This is a genomic window from Gallaecimonas xiamenensis 3-C-1 (assembly GCF_000299915.1).
In the GTDB taxonomy this organism is placed as follows: domain Bacteria; phylum Pseudomonadota; class Gammaproteobacteria; order Enterobacterales; family Gallaecimonadaceae; genus Gallaecimonas; species Gallaecimonas xiamenensis.
In genome coordinates, this window is record NZ_AMRI01000002.1 from 116,755 (window position 1) to 138,572 (window position 21,818).

Genomic DNA, 21,818 nt, shown 5'->3' on the forward strand with positions numbered 1-21,818 from the left:
TGGCGATTTACCCAACAAAGCCGGCCATTTGTGCCTATCCTCTTACTGCTTGAGGCAAGGCTTTACTCCATCGGAAGGTAACACCATGCGCATCACAGCCATTTTGGGCCTGGGGTTGCTGGCCAGCACCCAGGCGGTCGCCATGGGCAACGGCTGCCCCCAGGGCCAGACCAACTACTTCAATTGTTCCAGCCCCAGGGTTATGACCCTGTGCGGCCTGCCGGACGGCAGTGGCCTGCACCTGCTGTTGGAGGGGATCAAGCTGGGAAAAGGGGCCAGTTACAGCGCCCAACAGCTCAGACCTGGCACTGTTGCCGTTGGCTTCGACGACGACGGTGTGCACTACCAGCTCTATGATGACGAGTCAGAACAGGGCCTGGTGATCGAAACCGCCAAAGGTAAAGTCGACGCCTTGGTGTGCAAGGGTGGCCACAACAGCCTCCAGGCATTGGCCGGCAGATTGCCGGTAGCCGAGTGAAAAAGGCGCCTTTGGCGCCTTTTTGCTATTTGAAGACCACCGTCTTGTTGCCGTAGACGAAGACCTTCTCGTCCAGCACCAGCTGCAGGGCCCGGCTCAGTACGGATTTTTCCACGTCGCGGCCGGCCTTGGCCATGTCGGTGGCGGAATAGACATGGCTGACGTGGGTCACGTCCTGCTCGATGATGGGGCCTTCATCCAGGTCGTCGGTGACGAAATGGGCGGTGGCGCCGATCATCTTGACCCCCCGCTCGAAGGCCTGGCGGTAGGGGTTGGCGCCGATAAAGGCCGGCAGGAAGCTGTGGTGGATATTGATGATGCGGTGGGGATACTGGGCCACGAAGTCCGGGGTCAGAATGCGCATGAACTTGGCCAATACCAGGTAGTCCGGGCCATAGCTGTCGATAGCTGCGGTCAGGGCTGCTTCGTGCTCCGGGCGGCTCAAGCCCTGGTGGGGCACATGGTGGAAGGGAATGCCGAACTTGCCCACCAGTTGGCCCAGGTTGTCGTAATTGCCGATAACGGCGGCGATCTCCACATCCAGCGCCCCTTCGAAGCACTTCATCAGGATGTCCCCAAGGGCATGGGCCTCTTTGGTGACCAGGATCACCACCTTCTTACGGCCGGCATTGACCAGGCGGCGCTTGGCACCCTGGGGCAGGGCGTCGTCCAGGTCGGCCAGCAGGGTTTCATCGTTGAAGATACCGTTGAGCTCGGTGCGCATGAAGAAGCGACCGTTTTCCCTGTCGACGAATTCGTTGTTGCGGGTGATGTTGAGCTGGTGCTTGTAACAGATGTTGGTGATCTTGGCGATCAGGCCCTTGGCGTCGGGGCAGTGGGTGAGCAGGATCTTCTTTTCCATGGGCGTGCTTTTGGATGGCTGGCAGTCCATCTTACCCAGGCCTGGGCATTTGAAAAGGGCTTTTGTCGGTAAGTCCTTACCTGGCATGGGGCTACCGCCGTGCCAGTGCTTTGAAAAGGCATTGCGCTGCGGGGTTCGGCCTGGTGAGATGGGCGCCCTTTTGCGTTGCCGAGGAACAAGGCTATGGATGCCACTAACCCCCCTTCCAAACTGGGCCTGGTCGCCTTTGTCTGCGCCCTGTTGGCTTTGCTGAGTCTGCTGGGGGTCACCGCCATGACCGCCTACACCGTCAACTACGACCCCAGCCTGGCTTTGGTCGGGTCGGCCTTCATGCTGTTGGCCGGGGTACTGGCGTTGCTGGGGGTGTTGGGGATCCTGGCCGGCCTGGGTTTTGGTATTGGTGCCCTGATCCGGGACAAGGGGCCCAAAGGCTTTGCCATCAGCGGCTTTTGCCTATCCTTCGCCTTGTCATTCCTGCTGTTGCTGGTCGTGGTGGCAGGGCTGGCCGCCTGAGTGCTTGGCAGATCCAATTCACAAGGTCGGCAAAAGGTTGTTTATTCACCATCAGTGTCTTTGCTAGGGTCGAAGCAGCACCGGTAAAGGGAGGCGGTATGCCGGTGCCAGACCAAGACATCAAGGACTCTTGTCATGAAAATCAAACTGATACCGACCCTGTGTGGCACCCTGATCGGCATGGTGCTGGCGGCTCCGGCCATAGCCCGCATCCCCGGTGATTGCGAATGCGACCTGTGGCTGCGGGAGCTGAATCGCTGTGAAGCGGGGGAACCGACCAATGTGCGTGATTGCCGCTTCTATTACGACGGTTGGCTGGACTGCCAGAGCAACGAGAGTTGCCAAGGTCCCCAGTGACCGAAAGCGCCCCAAGGGGCGCTTTTTTCATGGCCCCTTCGCCGCCCCCGGTTTAGCCTAGAAGGAGCGCACAAAGAGGAGGGGCTGATGAGCCACGCACAATGGGCCCTGGTCACCGGGGCCAGCAGCGGCATAGGGGAGGCCCTGGCCGCCTGCTTTGCCCGGGACGGGATCAACCTGGTGCTGGTGGCCCGATCTGAGGACAAACTCCAGGCCCTGGCCCAGCGCTGGCGCGGGGAGCGGGGCATAGAGGTCAAAACCCTGTGCATCGACCTGGCCCTGACCGACGGCGCCGACCAGGTATTTGCGGCCCTCGATGGCCTGGTACCCAGCTACTTGGTCAACAATGCCGGCATCGGTTTGTATGGCAAGGTCCAGGACACCGATCTGGACGCCGAACAGCGGTTGCTGGATTTGAACATCCGCAGCCTGACCCGGCTTTGCAAGCTCTGCCTGCCGGCCATGTTGGCCCAGGGCTATGGCCATATCCTCAACCTGGCCTCCACCGCCGCCTTCCAGCCCGGCCCGTACATGGCGGTCTATTACGCCTCCAAGGCCTATGTGCTGTCCCTGTCTGAGGCCATGGCCGAAGATCTCAAAGGCACAGGGGTCATGGTCACCGCCCTGTGCCCGGGGCCGACCCGTTCCGGCTTTCAAGCCGGTGCCGGTATGGAAGGCACAGGCCTTTTCAAGCGCTTGGCTATGGCCGAAGTGGGCCAGGTTGCCGAAGTGGGCTACCGGGCCATGATGAACGGCCGGCGCCTGGCCATTCCCGGCTTTGGCAACAAGCTGTTGGTGCAAAGCCTGAGGCTGCTGCCCCGGCGCTGGGTTACCGCCATGGTGGCCTGGCTGTCACGGCCCGCAAAATCCCGTTAGCCCCTGCCTAGGTCCTTTGCCCCACTGTTACTGGCCTGACATCGACTAAAGATGCTTTTTCCACCAGTTCTGCTCTTGCCAAGGGCCCGGTGCTGTGGCTTGTTGGGGCTCCATTTCCATGTTCAGGGACGAATATGACCACCTTTAAACGCGTGACAGCCAAAGTGCTGGCGGTATTGCTGATACTGCTGCTGGCCCTGGCTTGGCTGCTGGCCGCCGTGCTGGTCAGCAACAGCCAGGCCTTGACCCGCTTCCAGGAAGGACTGCTCTTTTCCGGGCTGCTGGTAATGCCGCTCTGCCTGGTGCTGGTGTTGCTGGGCTTTTTCAAAGGGCGCCGCCCGGGCGCCAACTGGCGCTACGGACTGCCGTTGGCAGCGGTGCTTTGCTATGGGGGCCAGCTTTGGTGGCTATGGCCATGACCCTGGGCGTTACCTTCTGGATCTGGGGCCTGAGTTACCTGGGCAGTTTCTGCCTGCTGGCGGCCTTCATGTTGTATGGAAGGGGCCAGGGGGTGGTGTCGCCCTGGGTGAACTGGTTTGCCGACAAGACCCTGGTGATGGCGCCGGCCTTGGCCTTGCCCTGTGCCGTTGCCGGCTGGGTGGCCTTCTGGCGGGAAAGCAGCCCCTGGGGTTATGGCTGGTTCCTGGCCCCCCTGGCCTGGGTGCTGCTGGCCTGGGCCTTGCTATTGGCCAGCCGCTTTCACCAACAACCGGCCCGCTGATCGCGAGCTGGTTGTCAGGCGGTCAGTACCTGGCCGTCCACCAGCTGCACCGGCACCGGCTGCAGGTAATAGTGGCGGCAGGGGCCCTCGGTACAGAGCCCGCTTTCAACCTCGAACAGGGCACCGTGTTTGTCGCAGAGGATTTGGCCGTTGGAGGCCAGAAACAGGTCCTTGAGGCTGCTCAAGGGCACGCCCATGTGGGGGCAGCGGTTAACATAGCCAAACACCTCTTGGCCCTTGCGTACCAGGAAGATCCCCAGCATTTCACCGCCTGGGCTTTCAAAGACAAAGCCCTTGCTGCCCGGGTCGGCGATATCGTCCAGGGCACAAAGCCTGTGTCCTGCCTTGAGGCGGTCAAAAGGCGCCGGCTTGTCCATCATTTGAGCCCCTGACCCGACAACCAGGCCTGTGACCACCAGTAGTAACGCCCGGCCTTGGTCTTGCTGGGGGCGGTACAGTTAAGCCTGGAGCGGCCCGGGGGCAGGGCGATGGCAGGTATCTTGAAGCGGGTACCGTCCATCTCGATGGCCACCCTTTGCCCCAGGAAATAACAGGCAAACCGGCTGGCCATGGGGTCGCTGTCCTTAAGTTCCAGGGTCAGGGCCGGCGAGCGGTCGCCCTGGACCATGCTGGTGTCGGAGCTGACCAGGGGCATATGCAGGCTCAACAGCTTGGTCTTGAGGGTACCCAGGTTGGCGTAGGGACCGGCGGCCGGGAAGCGGGGCAGGGCGGTCAGGCTGCTGTAGGGGCCCGAGGGGCCGGACTGCTGGCCGAAGGCCACATAGCCCATGTCTGCCGCCAGGGCTTCCAGTTCGGGGCTGTATTCACCATAGGGCCAGGCCAGCCACTTGGGGTTGCCCGGCAGCTGGCCGTCGATAATGGTCTGGCGGGCCAGTTTCAGGGGCAGGGTGGTGAGATGGGCGTGGCCGGCGGTGTGGTTGGCCACAGTGGCGCCGACCATGGCGGCCATGGTGTTGGCCGACATCATGCCCGGTCTGCCTACCCGTTCAGGGTTGACGAACAGGGTATAGGGGTAGCCGAAACGGGCCAGCAGGGGAGCGGCGTTGTCGGCAATGTCTTGGTAGCCGTCATCGAAGGTGATGGCCACCGCCTTGTCCGGCAGGGTCTTTTGTCCCTTGGCTTCGAGTACCACATCGGCCAGGTCCACCACGGTAAAGCCGTTGTCCTTGAGGTAGCTAAGGTGGCTTTCAAAGTCGCTGGGGCTGGTGGTGGTGCTGGGGGGAGTGTCGGTGGCGATATGGTGGTACAGCAGGATCACGGCGGCCCGGCTGGGCATGGCGGTGAGCAACAGAAGTAGCAACAAGGTGCGCATGGCGAGTCCAGAGTACAAGACCGCCCGCCGAAGCGGGCGGCCCTGGTGTTACTTGACGATGTTGTCCAGGGTGTTCTGAGCCAGGGGGTGATAGCCAGGGCGGGCCTGGGCGTACACCTTCTTGGCAAATTCCTGGTACTGCGGCTTGGCCATCAGCATGTCGTACAGGGGCACCACCAGCTTGCGCCGGCCGATGTGCTTGAGGTAGTCGGCCATGGCGTCGAAGGCCGGGGCATAGTCATGCTCAATGGCCTGGCGATACCAGACGTGGGCCACTTCGTTGTTGCGGGTGCCGGTCAGGCCGAAGGCCTTGTCCAGCTCGGTCATCTGGCCTTTGGTCAGCTTCTTGGGCAACTCGGATACGAAATAGATCTGCTGCTGGGCGTTCCAGTCCTTGAAGGGCAGGGCGCTGGCCTTGTCCTGGCCTCGGAGCCAACGGGTCTGGGCAGCCAGCACCTTGGTGAAGGCGTCAGACTTGGGCTTGGGGGCGCCGGTGGGCAGGCCGGGCTGGTAGATCCAGGTCTTGAGGCGGTCCATGTCCAGGCCGGCCTTGGCGGCATAGTCCAGGAACATGTCGGTGGACACGGACTGGAAGCGGAAGGTCTTGAAGTAGTTGCGCAGGAAGTCGTCCATTTTCTTGCGGCCCAGCTTCTGCTCGATTTCGAACAGCATCAGGGCGCCCTTCTCGTAAGGCACGTTGGAGAAGGCATCGTCCGGGTCGCGGCCGGTCAGGTCGGGCTGCAGGCGGGTGTCGGCCGCATCGATGCTGGCCAGGTCTTCCTGCAGGTCCTTGTAGCCGATCACCGCTTCCATACGCTCGCGGTCCTTGCCGTACACCGCTTCCATGATGCGGTAGGTCAGGTAGGTGGTGAAGCCTTCGTTAAGCCACAGGTCCTGCCAGGTGGCATTGGTCACCAGGTTGCCGGACCAGGAGTGGGCCAGCTCGTGGGCGATCAGGGACACCAGGGACTTGTCACCGGCGATAACGGTGGGGGTGATAAAGCTCAGGCGCGGGTTTTCCATGCCGCCGAAGGGGAAGCTGGGGGGCAGGATCAGCAGGTCGTAGCGACCCCAGTCGTACGGGCCGTACATCTTCTCCACCGTTTCCATCATGGACTCGGTATCTTCGAATTCCTTGGCGGCAGCGTCCAGAACAGCCGGCTCGGCATAGACGCCGGTGCGCTTGCTCATGGGCTTGAACTCAAGGTCGCCCACACCCAGGGCAATCAGGTAAGTGGGCACGGCCTGGGGCATGTGGAAGCGGTAGACGCCGTCCGCACTTTTCTGCTGGCTGTTCTCGGCGCTCATCACCGCCATCAGTTCTTTGGGCACCTTGATGGTGGCGTCATAGGTGACCCGCACCGAGGGGCTGTCCTGCAGGGGGATAAAGCTGCGGGCCTGGATGGCCTGGGCCTGGGTGAACAGGAAGGGGTGCTTCTTGCCGGCGGTCTGTTCCGGGGTCAGCCATTGCAGGCCGGTGGCGCCGTCGGTGGTGTGGTAGGCCACTTTCACCTGGTCGGCCTTGGGAGCCAGGGCGATATTCAGGGCACTGCCAAGGGCGTCGGATTTTTCACCCCAGCTCCATTGGGCGCTGGTCCACTGGCCGTCGACGTGCTGCTGCACGCCACTGATGTCCAAAGCCCGGGTGTCCAGCACCAGGGTGCTGGCGTTGGGGTCGAGGCGCTTGAAATCCAGGGTCGCGCTGCCGGCCAGCTGATGCTTGTCGAAGTCCACGGTCAGGTCCAGGCCCAGGTGGGTGATCTTCACCTGCTCGGTGTTGCCGTAGGAGTTGATATCGGTGGCGGCTGTAGCTGTCATGGACAGCAACGCCAGGCTGCAAAGTGCCCCTTTCATTCTTCTCGATTCCTTCAAGTGGAAAGGGCCAAGTGTAACGGCCTTGCCTGCACTTTCACAGGGCGGCAGACTCAGCCCAAAGCCCATTCACCCGAGACCCCCTTTGTTTACCGACCACAAAAGGGTACTGGCCCTGGCCTTGCCCATGATCCTGTCCAATATCACAGTGCCCTTGCTGGGGCTGGTGGACACCGCCGTTATCGGTCACCTGGCCAATCCCGCCTTCCTGGGGGGCGTGGCGGTGGGCAACATGTTGGTGACTTTCCTGTTCTGGCTGCTGGGCTTTTTGCGCATGGCCACCACCGGCCTGATCGCCCAGGCCCATGGCCGGGGCGACGGCGCCGCTTTGGCCGCCTGGCTTGGCAAGGCCGGGGCCATGGCCCTAGCCCTGGCGGCGGCGCTGCTGCTGTTGCAATGGCCCCTTGGCCAGCTGGGGCTCTGGCTGAGCGGTGCCTCGGGGGAAGTCAAAGCCCAGGCCGCCCTCTATTTTTACGCCCGCATCTGGGGGGCGCCGGCGGTGCTGGTGAACCTGGTGCTGCTGGGCTTTCTGGTGGGGCGCCAAGACACCAGGGGCCCCATGGCGCTGCTGATCCTCGGCAACAGCCTCAATATCCTGCTGGACCTTATGCTGGTGGTGGGGCTGGGCTGGCAGGTGCGGGGGGCGGCCCTGGCATCTGTGGTGGCGGACTACGCCACCCTGGGGTTGGGGCTGTGGCTGGTGCACCGGCGCCTGCCGGATTTTGACTGGCGGGCGGCCCTTGGCCACAGCGGCTGGCGGCGGCTGTTGTCCCTTAACCGCGACATCTTGCTGCGCAGCTTTTGTCTGCAGCTGTGCTTTGTGTTCATCACCTTCCAAGGGGCCAGGATGGGGGACCAGGTGGTGGCCGCCAATGCGGTGCTGCTCAACTTCCTGCTGCTGATCTCCTACGCCCTGGACGGCATAGCCTATGCCGCCGAAGCCCTGACCGGTAGGGCGGTGGGCCAGGGGGATGAAAAGGCGCTGCGCTACTGGGTACGGCTGTGCGGCCAATGGTCCCTGGCTTTTGCCTTGGCTTTTGTGGCCCTGTTCGGCTTTTTTGGCGAGGGGATCATCGCCTTGCTGACCGACCTGCCGGCGGTGCGCCAGACGGCGGCCCAGTACCTTGGCTGGGTGGTGGCCCTGCCGCTGGTGGCGCTGTGGTGTTACCTGTTCGACGGGGTCTTTATCGGCGCGACCCGGGGCCGGGCCATGCGCAACAGCATGGTGCTGTCCACTTTCGGGGTGTTTTTTCCGGTGTGGTGGCTGGCCCAGGGGCTGGGCAACCACGGCCTGTGGCTGGCCCTGACCGCCTTTATGGCCATGCGTGGCCTGAGCCTCTGGTGGCTATACCGCCGGCCGGGCTTTGTCAGCGATTAAGGAACTGGCTGAAGCGGTTGCAGAAGATGCCCAGGTAGCCGTAGCAGGCCAGGGCGAAACCCGGAATGGCAAAGATAAGCCCCGGCACTTGCCAGAGGGCCTCGCCCTTGCTGCCCAGGTAGATGAAGAAGAGCCCCAGGATGAACAGGGCAAACCCGGACAAAAAGCGGCGGACTGACCGCCTGGGATCGCTGCCCAGGCGGTAGATGAGGTCGCGCATCAGTAGTAGGAGTGCTCGCCGGCCTGGTGCTCGGTCATGTCGCGCACCCCGGTCAGCTCGCCTGGGAAGGCGGCCAACAGTTCTTTCTCTATGCCTTCCTTGAGGGTCACGTCCACCATGGAGCAACCGTTGCAGCCACCGCCAAATTGCAGCACGGCGATGCCGGCCTCGGTGATTTCCATCACCGCTACCTTGCCGCCATGGTTGGCCAGCTGGGGGTTGATCTGGGCTTGCAGCACATAGTCTACCCGCTCAATCAAGGACGCGTCGTCGGCCACCTTGCGAACCTTGGCATTGGGCGCCTTGAGGGTCAGCTGGGAACCCATCTGGTCGGTGACGAAGTCGATTTCGGCGGCTTCCAGGAAGGGCGTGGAAGCCTGGTCCACCACGGCGTCAAAACCGGAGAAGGGCAGGCGTACGTCGCTGGCCTCTACGGCGTCGGGGGGACAATAGGACACGCCGCACTCGGCGTTGGCGGTACCGGGATTGACCACGAACACCCGGATATTGGTGCCATCCGGTTGATCGGCCAACAGTTTGCAGAAGTGGGCCTGGGCGGCCTCGGAGATGCGGATCATGGTGCCTCTCAAAACCTGACTACTTTACTGGGTTATGATAACGCGCTTGGCGCCCAAAGCACAAAGCACTAAATTGGTCGTCTCAATCGCCTGCCCAGGACCCTTATGAAGCACGCCGACCTTTCCCCCCGACTCAGGCCCCTGGCTAATCAGGCCTGGACCCTGCTGGGCCGGCCTCGGATGCGGCCAAGGGTGGTGCAGCGCTGGCAGCAGCAATACCAGGCCCTTTCAGCCGCTGAGCAAGGCCAGCTGCGGGATTGGCTGACCAGGGAAGTGGCCGCCGGCAGTAAGGTGCCGGTGGACAAGGGCATGGGACTGCTGATCCTGCTGGCGTCCCTGGCCCTGGCCTTGGCCCTGTTGGGGCTGAGCCCGGTGCAGCAGGGCGGACTCTTCCTGGGCGTTGCCTTGCCCGCCTTGGCCGTGATCCTGTTCGGCACCCTGGACTATCGTCACCGGGCCGGTCGGCGACAAAAGCAGTTGCCCCTGCTGCTGCCCCGAGGCGACCAACGGACCGGCTGAGTCGTTAACAACCCTGTTGCCTAGCCGCTACCTTGGCTAGCCTAGGGGGAAATGTTAACAAGATGCAGCCCATGAAATTCTCTATCCCGCTCCTGATGTTGCCGGCCCTGGCGCTGGCCCAGCCCACCGCCGACTATTTCCCCGGCGAAACCTTCGACGCCGCCAAGCCCACCCCCGAATCGGTGCTGGGTTTTGGTATCGGGGACTGGCACCTGCGTTTTGACCAGCAGCAGGCCTACCTGGCCAAGCTGGCCCAGCAGTCGGACCGTATCAAACCCATCAGTATCGGCCGCACCACAGAGCAGCGGGAACAGGTGCTACTGGCCATCTCCAGCCCCCAAAACCTGAAAGACCTCGACGCCATCCGCCAGGCCCACCTGCAGGTACGGGACGGCAAACGCGACCCCAAATTGCCCGCCATCGTCTGGCTGGGGTACTCGGTGCACGGTGACGAGCCCTCCGGGGCCAATGCCGCGCCCCTGGTGGCCTATTGGCTGGCGGCCAGCCAGGACCAAAAGGTCAAGGCCATCCTCGACAACACCATAGTGCTGATAGACCCGGCCCTGAACCCGGATGGCATGGACAGGTACGCCAACTTTGCCAACAACCAGCAGGGCCGCCACAACTCCGACTCCCTCAGTCACCGCAGCCGCTGGCAGGACTTCCCGGCCGGGCGCCTGTCCCATTACGGCTTTGACCTCAACCGTGACTGGCTGCTGCTGACCCACCCGGCGTCCCAGAACCGCATCCGCTTCTGGCAGCAATGGATGCCGCAGGTATTCGGCGATTTCCACGAAATGGGCCCCCACGGCACCTTTTTCTTCCAGCCTGGCGTGGCCAGCAGGGTCAATCCCCTGACCCCCAAGGAAAACCAGGCCATCACCAAGGAACTGGCCAAGGACGTGGCCAAGGGCCTGGACCAGCAGGGCCGTCTTTACTACACCGGCGAGTCTTTCGACGATTTCTACTGGGGCAAGGCCTCCAGTTACGGGGACGCCATGGGGGCCATCGGCATCCTCTACGAGCAGGCCAGGGCCAGGGGCCAGCGGGTGGCCACCCCCTTCGGTGACATGACCTTTACCTTCACCATCGAAAACCAGCTCACCGCCAGCCGCCAACTGCTGGCCGGGGTGCTGCGCAACAAGGAAAGGCTGGCCGACTACCAGGCCGCTTTCTTCAAGGACGCCCGCAAGGCTGCGGCCAGCGACAAGATCAAAGGCCTGGTGCTGAAAAACCCCGGTGACCAGGCCCGCTTGGACGACTTGGCCCGGGTGTTGACCAGCCACGGCATCGCCGTCAACCAACTGGGCAAGGACCTGGAGCTGGATGGCCAAAAACTCAAGGCCGGCCGCGACCTCTACCTGTCTTTGGACCAACCCCAGTACCGCCTGATCAAGTCGGTGTTCGGCACCGCTACCGACTTTGAAGACAACACCTTCTACGACGTGTCCGCCTGGAACCTGGGCTATGCCTACAACATCCAGGCCCTGGCGGTGGGCAGCTGGGACAACGGCGCCAGTCTGGCGGGCCAGCCCTGGGCCCCGGCCAAGAAAGTGCCGCCCAAGGTGACCCCGGCCTATGCCTGGGCCTTCGATTGGGCCGACAGCCGTGCCCCGGCGCTGCTGGCCGACTTGCTGCGGGCCGACGTCAAGGTGTTCAGCCTGGGCAGCGCCAGCGACAACGGCCAAGTGCGGCTCAAGGCCGGTGACATGCTGATCCCCGCTGGCGCCCAGCAGCCCCAAGGGCTGCTTGCCACCCTGGCCGAGCTCAGTGCCCGCCATGGCATTGCCCTCAAGGCCATGGACTCTGGCCTGTCCCAGAGCGGCGCCGATCTCGGCAGCCCTGGGCTGCAACGAGTAAAGGCCCCCAAGCTGGGGCTGCTGGTGGGCCGGGACATCCACGCCCAGCGGGCCGGCGGTGCCTGGCAAAGCCTGGACACCCAGGCCGGGGTCGAAGTGACCCTGCTGGAAGACAGCGTGCTGCCCTGGCTGGACCTGGGGGAATTTACCCATCTGCTGGTGCCGGCCTCGGCGCCCCTGGCCCTGAACGGTGCCCAGGGGGCGCGGCTTAAGCGCTGGGTTGAACAGGGAGGCCGGCTGATCCTGATGACCGACGCCGTGGCTTGGGGGGTGCAGCAGGGCTTGCTGAACGCCGAATTGGCGGACGACCAGGCCCGTCTTGCTCAGTTCCCCACCGACCAGCTCAGCTACGCAGACCGCGACAGCCATAGGGCACAGACGCTGATAGCCGGTACCCAGGTCTTGGCGGATCTGGACAGCAGCCACCCGCTGAATTTCGGCCTGGGCAGCAAGCGCCTGCCGCTGATGCGGGACCATGAAGTGATGCTGGCCGAGGTGAAAGGCCCCTTCAGTGTGCTGGCCCGTTACGACGCCAAGCCGCTGCTGGCGGGCTTTATGGCCCAGCCCAACCGGGACGCTCTGGCCGGCACCCCGGCTGCCATCGCCCAGCATTTGGGCCGTGGCAGCGTAGTGGCCTTCTTGGATGACGTCAGTTTCAGGGGCATACAGCGGGGGTCGGAACGCTGGCTCAGTAACGCCCTCTATTTCGACTTCTGACAAAAAAGCCGCCCCAGGGCGGCTTTTTTATTGGAAGAACCACAAGGGGGGCAGCTCAAGGGCGTCCGGCACAGTGGTCAGCAGCAACAGGGCGGTGAGGGTAAAAGCCAGGCTTACCAGCAACCGGTCTACCCGCTTGGGGGCCGCCTTGTCCCCGGGGAACAGCAGCAACCCCAGCAATTGGCTGGCCAGGTAGACACAGACCAGGATGCAAAGGGCGGACAGCCCCACCAGGGCAAAGATGATCAGGTCCACTGCGGCCCCTTTTGTGTTACGTGCGTATCATTTTTAACTAAATAACAAGAGCTTGTCACTAGGCCCTGGCCAGGCACCAAAGCTGCACCTTCTGGCAACCGGCCTGTTTCAGCAACCTGGCCAGGGTGGCCGCCGTGGTGCCTGTGGTCATTACGTCGTCCACCAGGGCCACATGGGCCGGCACCGGGCCGCATAGTTTGAAAGCCCGGCTGAGATTGCGCTGGCGCGCCTGGCGGCCCAGGCCCTGCTGCTGGCGGGTGGCTCTTTGCCGGCGCAGCAGTCTTGGATTCACTTCAAGGTCCAGGGCCTGGCCCAGATGGTGGGCTAGCAAGTGCGCCTGGTTAAAGCCGCGCCAGAGCCGGCGCGACCAGTGCAGGGGCACCGGCACCAGGCAGTCCGGCCTGTCTACCCCGGCCAGGGCTGCCAGCAGCGGCTGGCACAAGGGAGCATCCAGCCACCAGTGGCGCTGGTACTTGAAGCGGTGGATAAGGGCGTCAAGGGGCGGGCCATAAGGCACGCCGAAGTGCACTTCATCAAAGGGCGGCGCTTTTTGCGCGCAGGCGCGGCACTGCGCGGGGCCAGCTTCCCCGCATTGGCGGCAGCGGCTGCCTTTGGCCGGCAAATCCCCCTGGCAGGTGGCGCAAAGGGGGCTGTGACTGGCTTCCAGGCAGAGCCAGCAACGGCCGGTGGGCTTGGCTAGGGCGGCCAGCCGGGCTAGGATGCGCGCAATATTGGAGGTCATATGTCAGCACCCACCTTGGTCATGCTGCACGGTTGGGGGGTCAACGGTGCAGTCTTCTCTTCCTTGCTGCCCTATCTAGAGGGGCTGGATATAAGGGTGGTCGATCTGCCCGGATTTGGCGACGCCGCCGCCGAGCCAGCCTACGACCATATCGACGGCCTGGCCCGGGCCCTGGCCGACAAGGTACCCCAAGAGGCCGTTTGGCTGGGCTGGTCCCTGGGGGGGCTGGCCGCCACTCAGGCCGCCATCAAGGGCTATGGCCGGCCAAGGGCCCTGATCACCCTGGCCTCCAGCCCGGCCTTCGTGGCCGATGCCCATTGGCCTGGTATCAAACCCATGGTGCTCAAGCAGTTTGCCGGCGCCCTGGACGGGGATTTGCAGCAGGTGATCGACCGCTTCCTGGCTATCCAGGCCATGGGGGCGCCCAGTGCCAAGGCCGACATCAAGGTGCTGCGGGAAAAGGTAGCCCAGCGGGCCCTGCCCAGCCTTGCGGCCCTGGCCGGGGGCCTGAAGATCCTCGATAACACCGATCTCAGGCCCGAACTGGCCAGTCTGGGGCTACCCTTTTTGCGCCTCTACGGGCGTTTGGACGCCCTGGTACCGGTCAAACAGGCGCCCCTGGTGGATGAACTGGCCCCGGCCAGTAGCAGCCATGTGTTTGAACATGCTTCCCACGCGCCCTTTATTTCCCACCCCCAAGAAACGGCTCAAGTCTTGCGCGATTTTGTCGCTACATTGTGAGGAAGGGATTGATCGTCATTTGGCCAAGCTGGCCATTTGGCGTACACTCTAAACACCTTTAAAGGAGGCGCCATGACCACTTCAGCCATCAGCAGCGGCATCAACCTGCAATACACAGCCGAGGCCCGTGCCAGCGATGCGGCCTATACCTTGGCCCGTGGCAATGTGTCAGCCGAGCCCCTGACCCAGCTGTTGGTCGCCGAGCAGGAATCCGGCGCCGCCGCCAAAGTGATCAAGACCGCAGACGAAATGCTCGGTACCCTGATCGACACCACCGCCTGAGCCAGCCCCAGGTCGAAAAAAGCCACCCAAGGGTGGCTTTTTTGTTGCCTTGCTGGCCATCCAGCAGATTGTTTTGCATTCATTTTTCAGGCAGCCTTCGCCGCTTATAACTGTTTTCCCGCACCCATCAAGGACGATTTTTCATGTCACATACACCTTCGGTGACCTCCAAGGCCCTTATTGTCGGGGTCATGGCCATCTTGCTGTTGATCCCCGTGTTCCTGGTCCAATTGGTGATCAGCGAACGCACAGACAGGCGCGATCAGGTAGTCAACGACATTGCCTCCACCTGGGGCCAGGCCCAGGAGCTGTCCGGCCCGGTGTTGGTCATCCCCGGCGTGCGCCATGTTCAGCGCAATGACGGCAGCTGGTTCAACCAAAGCTATGTCAGCTATTTCCTGCCCAAGTCGTTGCAGGTCAATGCCCAGGCCGCCCCCGAGCTGCGCAGCCGCAGCCTCTACGAGACCGCCGTCTATGTTGCCGATCTCAAATTCCAGGGCCATTTCGACATGGACGAACTGGCCCAGCACCTGGCCAATGACCCGCAACTGCTACCCCAAAAGGCCGAGTTGATGTTCGGCATCAGTGACATGAAAGGGGTCAAGGACAATATCCAGCTGCTGCTGGACGGCAAGCCCAGATCCCTGACTCCCGGGGTACGCAGCAACCTGCTGGACAGCGGTGTCAGCACCCCTTTGGATCTCAGTGGCCGCCGCAGCACCTTGCCCTTCGAGATCACCCTGTCCCTGCGCGGCTCCAGCCGCCTGAGCTTTATCCCGGTAGGGGAAAACACCCAGGTGCAGGTCAGTTCCAGCTGGAGCGGCCCCAGTTTCGACGGTGCCTTCCTGCCCACCGAGCGTAAGGTCAGTGACCAAGGCTTTGACGCCGCCTGGAAGGTGCTGCATTTCAATCGTAACTACCCGCAGTTCTTCGAGGGCAACGACTACCACTTCAATGGCAGTGACTTTGGGGTCAGCTTCCTGGTGACCGCCGACAGCTACCAGCAGGCCATGCGTATCAGCAAATACGCCATCTTGGTGATAGCCCTGACCTTTATGACTTTCTTCTTTGTCGAAGCCCTGCTCAATAGCCGGGTCCATCCCCTGCAATACCTGCTGGTGGGCCTGGCCCTGGGCATCTTCTACATACTGCTGCTGGCGTTCAGCGAGCATACCGGCTTCGGTATCGCCTACCTGCTGGCCAGCATCGCCACCATTGGCCTTATCGGCAGTTACAGCCTGGCGGTGCTGCGTAGCCGCAAGCTGGCGGCCCTGGTGGCCGGGGTCTTGGCCCTGCTCTACGGCTATATCTATGTGATCTTGCAGCTCGAAGACCTGGCGCTGCTGATGGGGGCTTTGGGCCTGTTCGCCGTCCTGGCCCTGGTGATGTACCTCACCCGCCGCCTGGATTGGTATGGGCTGGATAACGGCAACTAACTGATAATCCAAGTTTTAAAAAAGCCGGCTTTTAGTCGGCTTTTTTTTGCGTATTGTCGCATCGACGAGTCTGGTGGTTGTTTTTTTCCCTTTTGTCTGTTTCGGTAGTGGGGCGTTTGTGGTACCCGCAGGATGGGGTAACGCTTTCATATTGAAGCTATTTCAAGGAGAGAAAAATGAAACTGCGCAACTTACTGGCGGCCGTCTTGGCTTTGGGATCCAGCTCAACCTTTGCTGCAGGCATGAGCTGTTACCTGGATACTGCTGCCTACGATGAGTTCACCCCCAATTACTGCACTGAGATTCTTTGGAATAAAGGGTCGGCCACTGCTGTTTTCCGCATAGATAACGTCCCGGAGCGTTTTTATATCGATTGGCACAACCCCAAGTGTGAGTCCAACGCCACCACTTGCTCTGCGGTTATCCGTGTTTTTGAAGAATATCAAGCAACAGCCACTTTGATTGACCTGACTGCAGGCACAGTCACAGAGGTGTCGGCCACGGCCTACTTCGAAGACGGCCGATAAAACAAAAACCGGGGCTTGGCCCCGGTTTTTTGATTAGCGCTTTAGCGCGGCTTTGAGGGCGTCGGCCATGGCCGAGTTGCCGCTGCTGCCGCCGAGGCCCTGGGTCTGGGGCTTACCGGCGCTGCGGTTATTACCAGAGCGCTCGGGGCGATTGCCGCCGCTGCTGCGGGCGCCACCGGCCTGCTGGCCAGGCTCGTCGCTAAGGCGCATGGAAAGGGCGATGCGCTTACGCGGTATGTCCACTTCCATCACTTTGACCTTTACCACCAGGCCCGCTTTCACCACTTCCCTCGGGTCGTTGATGCGGCGCTCGCTCATGGCGCTGATGTGCACCAGGCCGTCCTGGTGAACCCCAATATCCACGAAGGCGCCGAAGTTGGTGACGTTGGTCACCACCCCTTCAAGGACCATGCCGGGCTTGAGATCGTTAAGGGTTTCCACCCCTTCGGCAAAGCTGGCGGTGGTGAACTCGGGGCGCGGGTCGCGGCCGGGTTTGTCCAGCTCTTTCAAGATATCGGTGACGGTGGGCAGGCCGAACTGCGCGTCTACAAAGTCGCCGGGCTTGAGCTTTCTCAGCACATCAGAGTTACCAATCAGCGCCGCTTCCACCTTGCCGGTGCTGGCCTTGATTTTCTCCACCACAGGGTAGGCTTCGGGGTGCACGCCGGAGGCGTCCAGGGGGTTGTCGCCGTTCATGATGCGAAGGAAACCGGCGCACTGCTCGAAGGCCTTGGGCCCCAGGCGCGGCACTTTCAAAAGCTGCTTGCGGCTCTTGAAGGCGCCGTTCTCGTTGCGCCAGGCCACCAGGTTGCCGGCCAGGGTGCTGTTAAGGCCCGATACCCGCGCCAATAGCGGCACCGAGGCGGTATTGAGATCCACCCCCACGCCGTTTACGCAGTCTTCCACCACCGCGTCCAGGGCCTTGGCCAGCTGGCTTTGGTTCACATCGTGCTGGTACTGGCCCACACCTATGGATTTGGGGTCGATTTTCACCAATTCCGCCAGCGGGTCTTGCAGGCGGCGGGCGATGGAAACGGCGCCGCGCAAAGACACGTCCAGGTCCGGGAATTCGTTGGCGGCCAGCTCCGAGGCGGAATAGACAGAAGCCCCTGCTTCGCTTACCACCACCTTGGTGACTTTCAGATCCGGGGCCTTTTTAAACATCTCGGCCACCATGCGGTCGGTCTCGCGGCTGGCGGTGCCGTTGCCGATGGCAATCAAGTCCACCTTGAACTTGCGGCACAGCTGCTCCAGGGCGTCGATGGACTGGGCATATTGGCGCTTGGGTTCGAAGGGGTAGATGGTGGCGGTGCCCAGCACCTTGCCGGTGTCGTCCACCAGCGCCACCTTGCAGCCGGTGCGGATACCCGGGTCCAGGCCCATCACCACTTTCGGGCCGGCGGGCGCGGCCATCAGCAAGTCTTTGAGGTTGTCGCCGAACACCTTGATGGCTTCCGTCTCGGCGGCGTCTCGCACCCGGCCCATCAGCTCGGTTTCCATGTACATCAAAATCTTGATGCGCCAGGTCCAGTTCAGCACCTGCTTGAGCCAGGTGTCGCGGGGGCTGTCGCCCAGGTTAAAGCCCAGGTGCTTGGCGATAATCAGCTCGCAGTAAGAGGTTTTCACGCCCTCTTCCTGGCCTGGGTCGGCGTTGATGGCCAGGGCCAGAATGCCTTCGTTGCGGCCACGCAGCATGGCCAGCGCCCGGTGCGAGGGCACCTTGGCCAGGGGTTCTGAATGGCTGAAGTAGTCGCTGAACTTGGCGCCCTCAATCTCTTTGCCGTCCATCACTTTGGCGGTGAGTTGGGCGTTGCCCCACAGGTAGCTGCGGATCTTCTCCAACAGCGCCGCGTCTTCGGCAAAGCGCTCCATCAGGATGTAGCGAGCCCCTTCCAGGGCGGCTTTTACGTCACTCACGTCACCAGTGACAAACTGCTCGGCCAGGGCCTGCGGGTCGCAGCCGGCGTTATTGAGCAGCTCATCGGCCAGGGGCTCAAGGCCCTGCTCTATGGCAATCTGGCCCTTGGTGCGGCGCTTGGGTTTATAGGGCAGGTACAGCTCTTCCAGTACCGTCTTGGTGTCGGCCCCCAGCAGGTCTTTTTTCAGCTGGTCGGTGAGTTTGCCCTGCTCGTCGATGCTTTTGATGATGGCCTGGCGGCGGTCTTCCAATTCGCGCAGGTAACCCAAACGGGACTCGAGGTTACGCAGCTGGGTGTCGTCCAGGCCGCCGGTCACCTCTTTGCGGTAACGGGCGATAAAGGGGACGGTGGAACCTTCGTCCAACAGGGCAACGGCCGCACTGACCTGAGCTTCGCGGACGCCAAGCTCTTCGGCAATTTTGTTATTGATCATCCTTACAACTCGATTCGGTCTTGGGGCAATGGCCTGACATTGTGCCACGGCAGGGGATGGAGACAATGCTCCTTTATGAATGAAGGGCGACTGGAAAAGACGGCCGCCTTAAAGGCGGCCAAAGGGCTTAGAAGGCGGCGCTGATCCCCAACGCAAACTGGCGCCCGTAGCGGGACAGCTCGGCCACCTGCTCGGGCCTTTTGATATAGCCCCAATGCCTTTCGTTGGTGAGGTTGCTGGCCTCCAGGTGCACCGACAGGTTGTCGGTCAGGTCATAGCCGGCACTGAAGTCGTACTGGCCGTAATCGGCCATCCACTGCGGACCTCCCCAGGCGTCGGGGTAGAGCAGGTATTTACTTCGCCAGTTATAGGCCAGGCGTGCCTGCAGGCCATATTTTTCATAGTAAACCACCGCGTTGTAGGCGTTCTTGGACATGCCTTCGAAGGGCAGCCCGGCTGCCTTTTTATCCGGGTCTTCGTAGCTGCTGTCGGTGTAGGTGTAGTTGAGCTGCACCCCAAAGCCCCCCAACCAGCCCGGCAGCAGTTCTTCGAAAGATTGCTGGTAAGCCAGTTCAGCCCCTTTGACGGTGGCGCCGTACTGGTCGTTGTCAGGGCCGTTAACCTCGAAGCTGTAGCCGTCGATGTCGATGTGGCCCCTGGGGCCGTAGCTGATAAAGGACTGGATGTCCTTGTAGAAGAGGGCGACGGTGGCGGCACCGTAGTCCGAGAAGTACCATTCCAGGGTGGTGTCGGCCTGGTTGGCCCTGAGCGGCGCCAAGCCGGGATTGGAGGTGTTGTATTTGAACTGGTTGAGATCCACCGAACTGTAAGGGGTCAGGTAATCCAGGTTTGGCCTGGTCAGCACCTTGGCGGCGCTGAAGCGGTAGAGCAACTGGTCGGTGAGGTTCAGTTTGAAGTTGAGGCTGGGCAGCCAGTCGGTGTAATGGTCCTTGAGGCTGAACTGGCCATAGTAGTCGCTGATGTCACCGACTGGCCGCACCACTGTGGTGCCGTCCTTGTCCACCTCTTCAAAGCGCAGGGCTGCCAGGTCCAGGGTGTAGCCGCTGGAATTCACTTCGGTCCTGACGCCCCTCAGGCCCAGGTTGAGGCCGTAGGGTAGGGCCAGCAGTTCCCCTTCCAGGTTGGCTTGCAGGTACAAGGCCAGGGTCTGCTCGCCGACGGCGTAGGAGTCCTTGGGCTGCAGGCTGGCCTTGATCTGGTCCTCGGCAGCCTGGGCATTGATGCTCTGATAAAAGGCATAAAGCTTGTCGTAGTCGAAGCTGGCCCAGGGGGCGGGGTGCTTGCCGGCCTCCCCTTCCAGGAAATGGTCGAAGTTGGCGGGTACCAAGACGTCGGCAGGCAACCGGAACAGGGTCATGCCGCCCATCTGCTGGACGCTGCTGGCGTCGAAGCTGTCATAGGCGGAGTTGGTAAAGTAGGCCCCGCCATTACTGAACATGGAGGGGTTTTTAGACTTGAACTGGGTACGGGTCTTGGTCTGTTTGGCGTAATGAACGCCGAAGTCCAGGCTGGCGACAGGCCCCATGTCGGGCAGGAAACGCCCAGCCAACCGCACCTCGTCCACCTTGTCTGCGATGTCGGTGCCGTAGTTGTAGCTGTAGTGGGCCCCGAAGGGTTGGTCGGCGTTCAGGGCCGGATCCAGGGTCACGTCGGGCAGCAGGTTGCCGCTGGTCTGGTCAATGGTGATGCTGTCTACAAAGCCTCTGGCCACCACGTAGCGGTTGTCGCCGCTGTTCTTGCTCTTGGCTTCGGATTGGGAGAGGTCCAGCTCGAGGCTCAACTGGTCGGTGGCAAACCACTTGGTGTTGAGCCCGGCCTGGTAAGTGGTGGTGTTGCGGGGCGTGGACACGTTGAGCAGCTCGGCCATGGCCCCGTTGTTGAGCTGTAGATAGTTGACCCTGCCATTTTCATCGAACTTAAGGTCCCCCACCGAAGGCACACCCGGCGTCCAGGGTTCGTCGTAGGTGACAAAGGAGATCTGGTACTGGCTGCCGTTGGTGTCGTAGCTGGAGTAGAGGCTGTCGAAGTTGAACTCCAGGTCGTCCCGGGGACGCCACTGCATGGCCAGGCTGGCGCCGATGCGCTTGCGGGTGTCCTGCCAGTTGGAGTAGCGCACATAACCGGGGATCATGGACTCGTAACTGGGCTCGCCCTGGTCCAGCTCCCCGTTGCCGTTGCTGTCTACCGGCACTTGCACGTCTATGCCTTCGGCCGGATCGTAGAAACCTTCCCCCTGGTAGGAGTCGATACGCATGGTGCGTTCCGAGTAGGCGCCGGTAAGGAGGATGCCGAAGCTGTTGTCGGCGAATGTGTCGCTGATCAGGAAGGACCCCTGGGGACTGTACCGGCCGGTACGCTCCTCGTAGATGCTCTTGACCGAGCCGGACAGGGTGAAACCGCCCAGGGCCAATGGCCTGCGGGTCTGGATGTCCACCACCGAGCCTATACCCCCCTCGGGATAGACCGCCAAGGGGGACTTGGCCACTTCCACACCGGCCACCAGCTCGGCGGCGATAAGGTCGTAGTTGAAGTTGCGGCTGCTGTCTTCCGAGGCCATGCGCCGGCCATTGAGGGTGGTGACGTTGTAGTCGCCCCCAAGGCCACGCACCATGATGTTCTGGCCCTCGCCGCCGTTGCGGGTGATGGTGACCCCCGTCATGCGCTGCAGGGCTTCGGCGATGTTCTGGTCAGGAAACTTGCCGATGTCTTCGGCCACTATGGCGTCCACCACGTTGGTGGCGCTTTGTTTGATAAAGAGGGACTCGCGGATGGAACCGCGTATACCCCTGACTTCAATGACTTCGGTTTCGTCCTGGTCCCCTTGACCCTCTTCGGCCTGGGGCGGGTCCTGCTGCGCCCAGGCCTGCTGCTGGCCTGCACAAAGCAGGGTGCCTATCAGCAAGCTCAGGTAGGTGATCTTGTTCTTCGGGTTCATGGCGTTCTGTCTCCGCTGCGGTTGTCGCCCAGTTAAGGGGCTTGGGCCCCAAGGCCTGGTACCGGCTGCTACCTGAAAACCGATACCGCACCTTTCTTTCATATGCTTTCGTTTGTTAAATCCTTTAACGATCTAGAGCCGCTGTTCAAGGGGGGTGTTGAGCAAAAAACTTTCGTTTAAGATAGGAAAACCCCATGAAAATAAAGGATTGATGTGTTTTTTTCTGTTGGTTTCAGAGAGTTAT

General features: G+C 62.0%; 23 protein-coding genes. 13 read left to right on the forward strand and 10 right to left on the reverse strand.

Annotated features, from left to right (window positions below; translation table 11 throughout):
• Positions 1–85: 85 nt before the first annotated feature.
• Entirely contained in the window at positions 86–478 is a 393-nt protein-coding gene (locus tag B3C1_RS01830) for a hypothetical protein (RefSeq protein WP_008482504.1), read from the forward strand.
• Positions 479–503: 25 nt separating this feature from the next.
• On the opposite strand, the gene purU is transcribed toward B3C1_RS01830, so the two are convergent.
• The gene (gene purU, locus B3C1_RS01835; RefSeq protein ID WP_008482505.1) at positions 504–1,340 is read right to left on the reverse strand and encodes a formyltetrahydrofolate deformylase; all 837 of its coding nucleotides are present in this window, start codon (positions 1,338–1,340) and stop codon (positions 504–506) included.
• Positions 1,341–1,523: 183 nt separating this feature from the next.
• Between purU and B3C1_RS01840 the strand changes: the two genes are divergently transcribed.
• From B3C1_RS01840 to B3C1_RS01860, 5 genes are all read left to right on the forward strand, one after another.
• A complete protein-coding gene (locus tag B3C1_RS01840; RefSeq protein WP_008482506.1) occupies positions 1,524–1,853 on the forward strand; it encodes a hypothetical protein in 330 nt (109 codons plus the stop codon).
• A gap of 135 nt (positions 1,854–1,988) precedes the next feature.
• Positions 1,989–2,210, forward strand: coding sequence for a hypothetical protein (locus tag B3C1_RS01845; RefSeq protein WP_008482507.1), 222 nt, complete (start codon positions 1,989–1,991; stop codon positions 2,208–2,210).
• 87 nt (positions 2,211–2,297) lie between these two features.
• Positions 2,298–3,086, forward strand: coding sequence for an SDR family NAD(P)-dependent oxidoreductase (locus tag B3C1_RS01850; RefSeq protein WP_008482508.1), 789 nt, complete (start codon positions 2,298–2,300; stop codon positions 3,084–3,086).
• A 134-nt stretch (positions 3,087–3,220) separates the two neighbouring features.
• A complete protein-coding gene (locus B3C1_RS01855) occupies positions 3,221–3,505 on the forward strand; it encodes a hypothetical protein (RefSeq protein ID WP_008482510.1) in 285 nt (94 codons plus the stop codon).
• Entirely contained in the window at positions 3,502–3,807 is a 306-nt protein-coding gene (locus B3C1_RS01860; protein WP_192813335.1) for a hypothetical protein, read from the forward strand. Before B3C1_RS01855 ends, B3C1_RS01860 begins: the two co-directional genes overlap by 4 nt.
• Before the next feature lie 14 nt (positions 3,808–3,821).
• Here B3C1_RS01860 and B3C1_RS01865 read toward each other — a convergent pair whose 3' ends face one another.
• From B3C1_RS01865 to B3C1_RS01875, 3 genes are read right to left on the reverse strand one after another with little or no spacing between them, the layout of a single operon-like run.
• Entirely contained in the window at positions 3,822–4,187 is a 366-nt protein-coding gene (locus B3C1_RS01865; protein ID WP_083858232.1) for a Rieske (2Fe-2S) protein, read from the reverse strand.
• On the reverse strand, positions 4,184–5,140 hold the full coding sequence (locus tag B3C1_RS01870) for a polysaccharide deacetylase family protein (RefSeq protein WP_008482514.1): 957 nt from the start codon (positions 5,138–5,140) through the stop codon (positions 4,184–4,186). The genes B3C1_RS01865 and B3C1_RS01870 overlap by 4 nt, the downstream gene beginning before the upstream one ends.
• Positions 5,141–5,188: 48 nt before the next feature.
• Positions 5,189–6,994, reverse strand: coding sequence for a M1 family metallopeptidase (locus B3C1_RS01875; RefSeq protein ID WP_008482515.1), 1,806 nt, complete (start codon positions 6,992–6,994; stop codon positions 5,189–5,191).
• 103 nt (positions 6,995–7,097) lie between these two features.
• Between B3C1_RS01875 and dinF the strand changes: the two genes are divergently transcribed.
• Complete coding sequence (dinF, locus tag B3C1_RS01880; RefSeq protein ID WP_008482516.1) at positions 7,098–8,390, forward strand: MATE family efflux transporter DinF; 1,293 nt, start codon at positions 7,098–7,100, stop codon at positions 8,388–8,390.
• Here the strand turns inward: dinF and B3C1_RS01885 are convergent.
• Both B3C1_RS01885 and nfuA read right to left on the reverse strand, forming a co-directional pair.
• A complete protein-coding gene (locus tag B3C1_RS01885) occupies positions 8,380–8,610 on the reverse strand; it encodes a hypothetical protein (RefSeq protein WP_008482517.1) in 231 nt (76 codons plus the stop codon). The two genes, dinF and B3C1_RS01885, sit on opposite strands and share 11 nt — an antisense overlap.
• Positions 8,610–9,188 (reverse strand): Fe-S biogenesis protein NfuA, encoded by a 579-nt coding sequence (gene nfuA, locus B3C1_RS01890; RefSeq protein WP_008482518.1) that lies wholly within the window; start codon positions 9,186–9,188, stop codon positions 8,610–8,612. Before nfuA ends, B3C1_RS01885 begins: the two co-directional genes overlap by 1 nt.
• 105 nt (positions 9,189–9,293) lie before the next feature.
• On the opposite strand from nfuA, the gene B3C1_RS01895 reads away from it, so the two are divergent.
• Both B3C1_RS01895 and B3C1_RS01900 read left to right on the forward strand, forming a co-directional pair.
• Complete coding sequence (locus B3C1_RS01895; RefSeq protein WP_008482520.1) at positions 9,294–9,707, forward strand: hypothetical protein; 414 nt, start codon at positions 9,294–9,296, stop codon at positions 9,705–9,707.
• Positions 9,708–9,778: 71 nt separating this feature from the next.
• Positions 9,779–12,283, forward strand: coding sequence for a M14 family zinc carboxypeptidase (locus tag B3C1_RS01900; RefSeq protein ID WP_008482521.1), 2,505 nt, complete (start codon positions 9,779–9,781; stop codon positions 12,281–12,283).
• 27 nt (positions 12,284–12,310) lie between these two features.
• Here B3C1_RS01900 and B3C1_RS01905 read toward each other — a convergent pair whose 3' ends face one another.
• Both B3C1_RS01905 and B3C1_RS01910 read right to left on the reverse strand, forming a co-directional pair.
• Positions 12,311–12,538, reverse strand: coding sequence for a hypothetical protein (locus B3C1_RS01905; protein WP_008482522.1), 228 nt, complete (start codon positions 12,536–12,538; stop codon positions 12,311–12,313).
• Between the two features lie 58 nt (positions 12,539–12,596).
• Positions 12,597–13,280: a ComF family protein gene (locus B3C1_RS01910; RefSeq protein WP_008482523.1), complete on the reverse strand. Its 684-nt coding sequence runs from the start codon at positions 13,278–13,280 to the stop codon at positions 12,597–12,599.
• On the opposite strand from B3C1_RS01910, the gene bioH reads away from it, so the two are divergent.
• From bioH to B3C1_RS01930, 4 genes are all read left to right on the forward strand, one after another.
• On the forward strand, positions 13,281–14,021 hold the full coding sequence (bioH, locus tag B3C1_RS01915) for a pimeloyl-ACP methyl ester esterase BioH (RefSeq protein WP_008482524.1): 741 nt from the start codon (positions 13,281–13,283) through the stop codon (positions 14,019–14,021).
• 72 nt (positions 14,022–14,093) lie between these two features.
• Positions 14,094–14,303, forward strand: a complete 210-nt coding sequence (locus tag B3C1_RS01920; RefSeq protein ID WP_008482525.1) for a hypothetical protein — start codon at positions 14,094–14,096, stop codon at positions 14,301–14,303.
• Between the two features lie 143 nt (positions 14,304–14,446).
• Complete coding sequence (creD, locus tag B3C1_RS01925) at positions 14,447–15,739, forward strand: cell envelope integrity protein CreD (protein ID WP_008482526.1); 1,293 nt, start codon at positions 14,447–14,449, stop codon at positions 15,737–15,739.
• A 176-nt stretch (positions 15,740–15,915) separates the two neighbouring features.
• Entirely contained in the window at positions 15,916–16,266 is a 351-nt protein-coding gene (locus B3C1_RS01930; protein ID WP_008482527.1) for a hypothetical protein, read from the forward strand.
• A 33-nt stretch (positions 16,267–16,299) separates the two neighbouring features.
• On the opposite strand, the gene B3C1_RS01935 is transcribed toward B3C1_RS01930, so the two are convergent.
• A complete protein-coding gene (locus tag B3C1_RS01935) occupies positions 16,300–18,618 on the reverse strand; it encodes a Tex family protein (protein WP_008482528.1) in 2,319 nt (772 codons plus the stop codon).
• Positions 18,619–18,745: 127 nt separating this feature from the next.
• Complete coding sequence (locus B3C1_RS01940; RefSeq protein ID WP_008482529.1) at positions 18,746–21,574, reverse strand: TonB-dependent receptor; 2,829 nt, start codon at positions 21,572–21,574, stop codon at positions 18,746–18,748.
• Between the last annotated feature and the right edge of the window lie 244 nt (positions 21,575–21,818).

Excerpts from the sequence above, each read along its gene's own strand:
- B3C1_RS01830 (WP_008482504.1), top strand. The coding sequence starts at position 86 with ATGCGCATCACAGCCATTTTGGGCCTGGGGTTGCTGGCCAGCACCCAG.
- purU (WP_008482505.1), bottom strand. The coding sequence starts at position 1,340 with ATGGAAAAGAAGATCCTGCTCACCCACTGCCCCGACGCCAAGGGCCTG.
- B3C1_RS01840 (WP_008482506.1), top strand. The coding sequence starts at position 1,524 with ATGGATGCCACTAACCCCCCTTCCAAACTGGGCCTGGTCGCCTTTGTC.
- B3C1_RS01845 (WP_008482507.1), top strand. The coding sequence starts at position 1,989 with ATGAAAATCAAACTGATACCGACCCTGTGTGGCACCCTGATCGGCATG.
- B3C1_RS01850 (WP_008482508.1), top strand. The coding sequence starts at position 2,298 with ATGAGCCACGCACAATGGGCCCTGGTCACCGGGGCCAGCAGCGGCATA.
- B3C1_RS01855 (WP_008482510.1), top strand. The coding sequence starts at position 3,221 with ATGACCACCTTTAAACGCGTGACAGCCAAAGTGCTGGCGGTATTGCTG.
- B3C1_RS01860 (WP_192813335.1), top strand. The coding sequence starts at position 3,502 with ATGACCCTGGGCGTTACCTTCTGGATCTGGGGCCTGAGTTACCTGGGC.
- B3C1_RS01865 (WP_083858232.1), bottom strand. The coding sequence starts at position 4,187 with ATGATGGACAAGCCGGCGCCTTTTGACCGCCTCAAGGCAGGACACAGG.
- B3C1_RS01870 (WP_008482514.1), bottom strand. The coding sequence starts at position 5,140 with ATGCGCACCTTGTTGCTACTTCTGTTGCTCACCGCCATGCCCAGCCGG.
- B3C1_RS01875 (WP_008482515.1), bottom strand. The coding sequence starts at position 6,994 with ATGAAAGGGGCACTTTGCAGCCTGGCGTTGCTGTCCATGACAGCTACA.
- B3C1_RS01885 (WP_008482517.1), bottom strand. The coding sequence starts at position 8,610 with ATGCGCGACCTCATCTACCGCCTGGGCAGCGATCCCAGGCGGTCAGTC.
- nfuA (WP_008482518.1), bottom strand. The coding sequence starts at position 9,188 with ATGATCCGCATCTCCGAGGCCGCCCAGGCCCACTTCTGCAAACTGTTG.
- B3C1_RS01895 (WP_008482520.1), top strand. The coding sequence starts at position 9,294 with ATGAAGCACGCCGACCTTTCCCCCCGACTCAGGCCCCTGGCTAATCAG.
- B3C1_RS01900 (WP_008482521.1), top strand. The coding sequence starts at position 9,779 with ATGAAATTCTCTATCCCGCTCCTGATGTTGCCGGCCCTGGCGCTGGCC.
- B3C1_RS01910 (WP_008482523.1), bottom strand. The coding sequence starts at position 13,280 with ATGACCTCCAATATTGCGCGCATCCTAGCCCGGCTGGCCGCCCTAGCC.
- bioH (WP_008482524.1), top strand. The coding sequence starts at position 13,281 with ATGTCAGCACCCACCTTGGTCATGCTGCACGGTTGGGGGGTCAACGGT.
- B3C1_RS01920 (WP_008482525.1), top strand. The coding sequence starts at position 14,094 with ATGACCACTTCAGCCATCAGCAGCGGCATCAACCTGCAATACACAGCC.
- creD (WP_008482526.1), top strand. The coding sequence starts at position 14,447 with ATGTCACATACACCTTCGGTGACCTCCAAGGCCCTTATTGTCGGGGTC.
- B3C1_RS01930 (WP_008482527.1), top strand. The coding sequence starts at position 15,916 with ATGAAACTGCGCAACTTACTGGCGGCCGTCTTGGCTTTGGGATCCAGC.
- B3C1_RS01935 (WP_008482528.1), bottom strand. The coding sequence starts at position 18,618 with ATGATCAATAACAAAATTGCCGAAGAGCTTGGCGTCCGCGAAGCTCAG.
- B3C1_RS01940 (WP_008482529.1), bottom strand. The coding sequence starts at position 21,574 with ATGAACCCGAAGAACAAGATCACCTACCTGAGCTTGCTGATAGGCACC.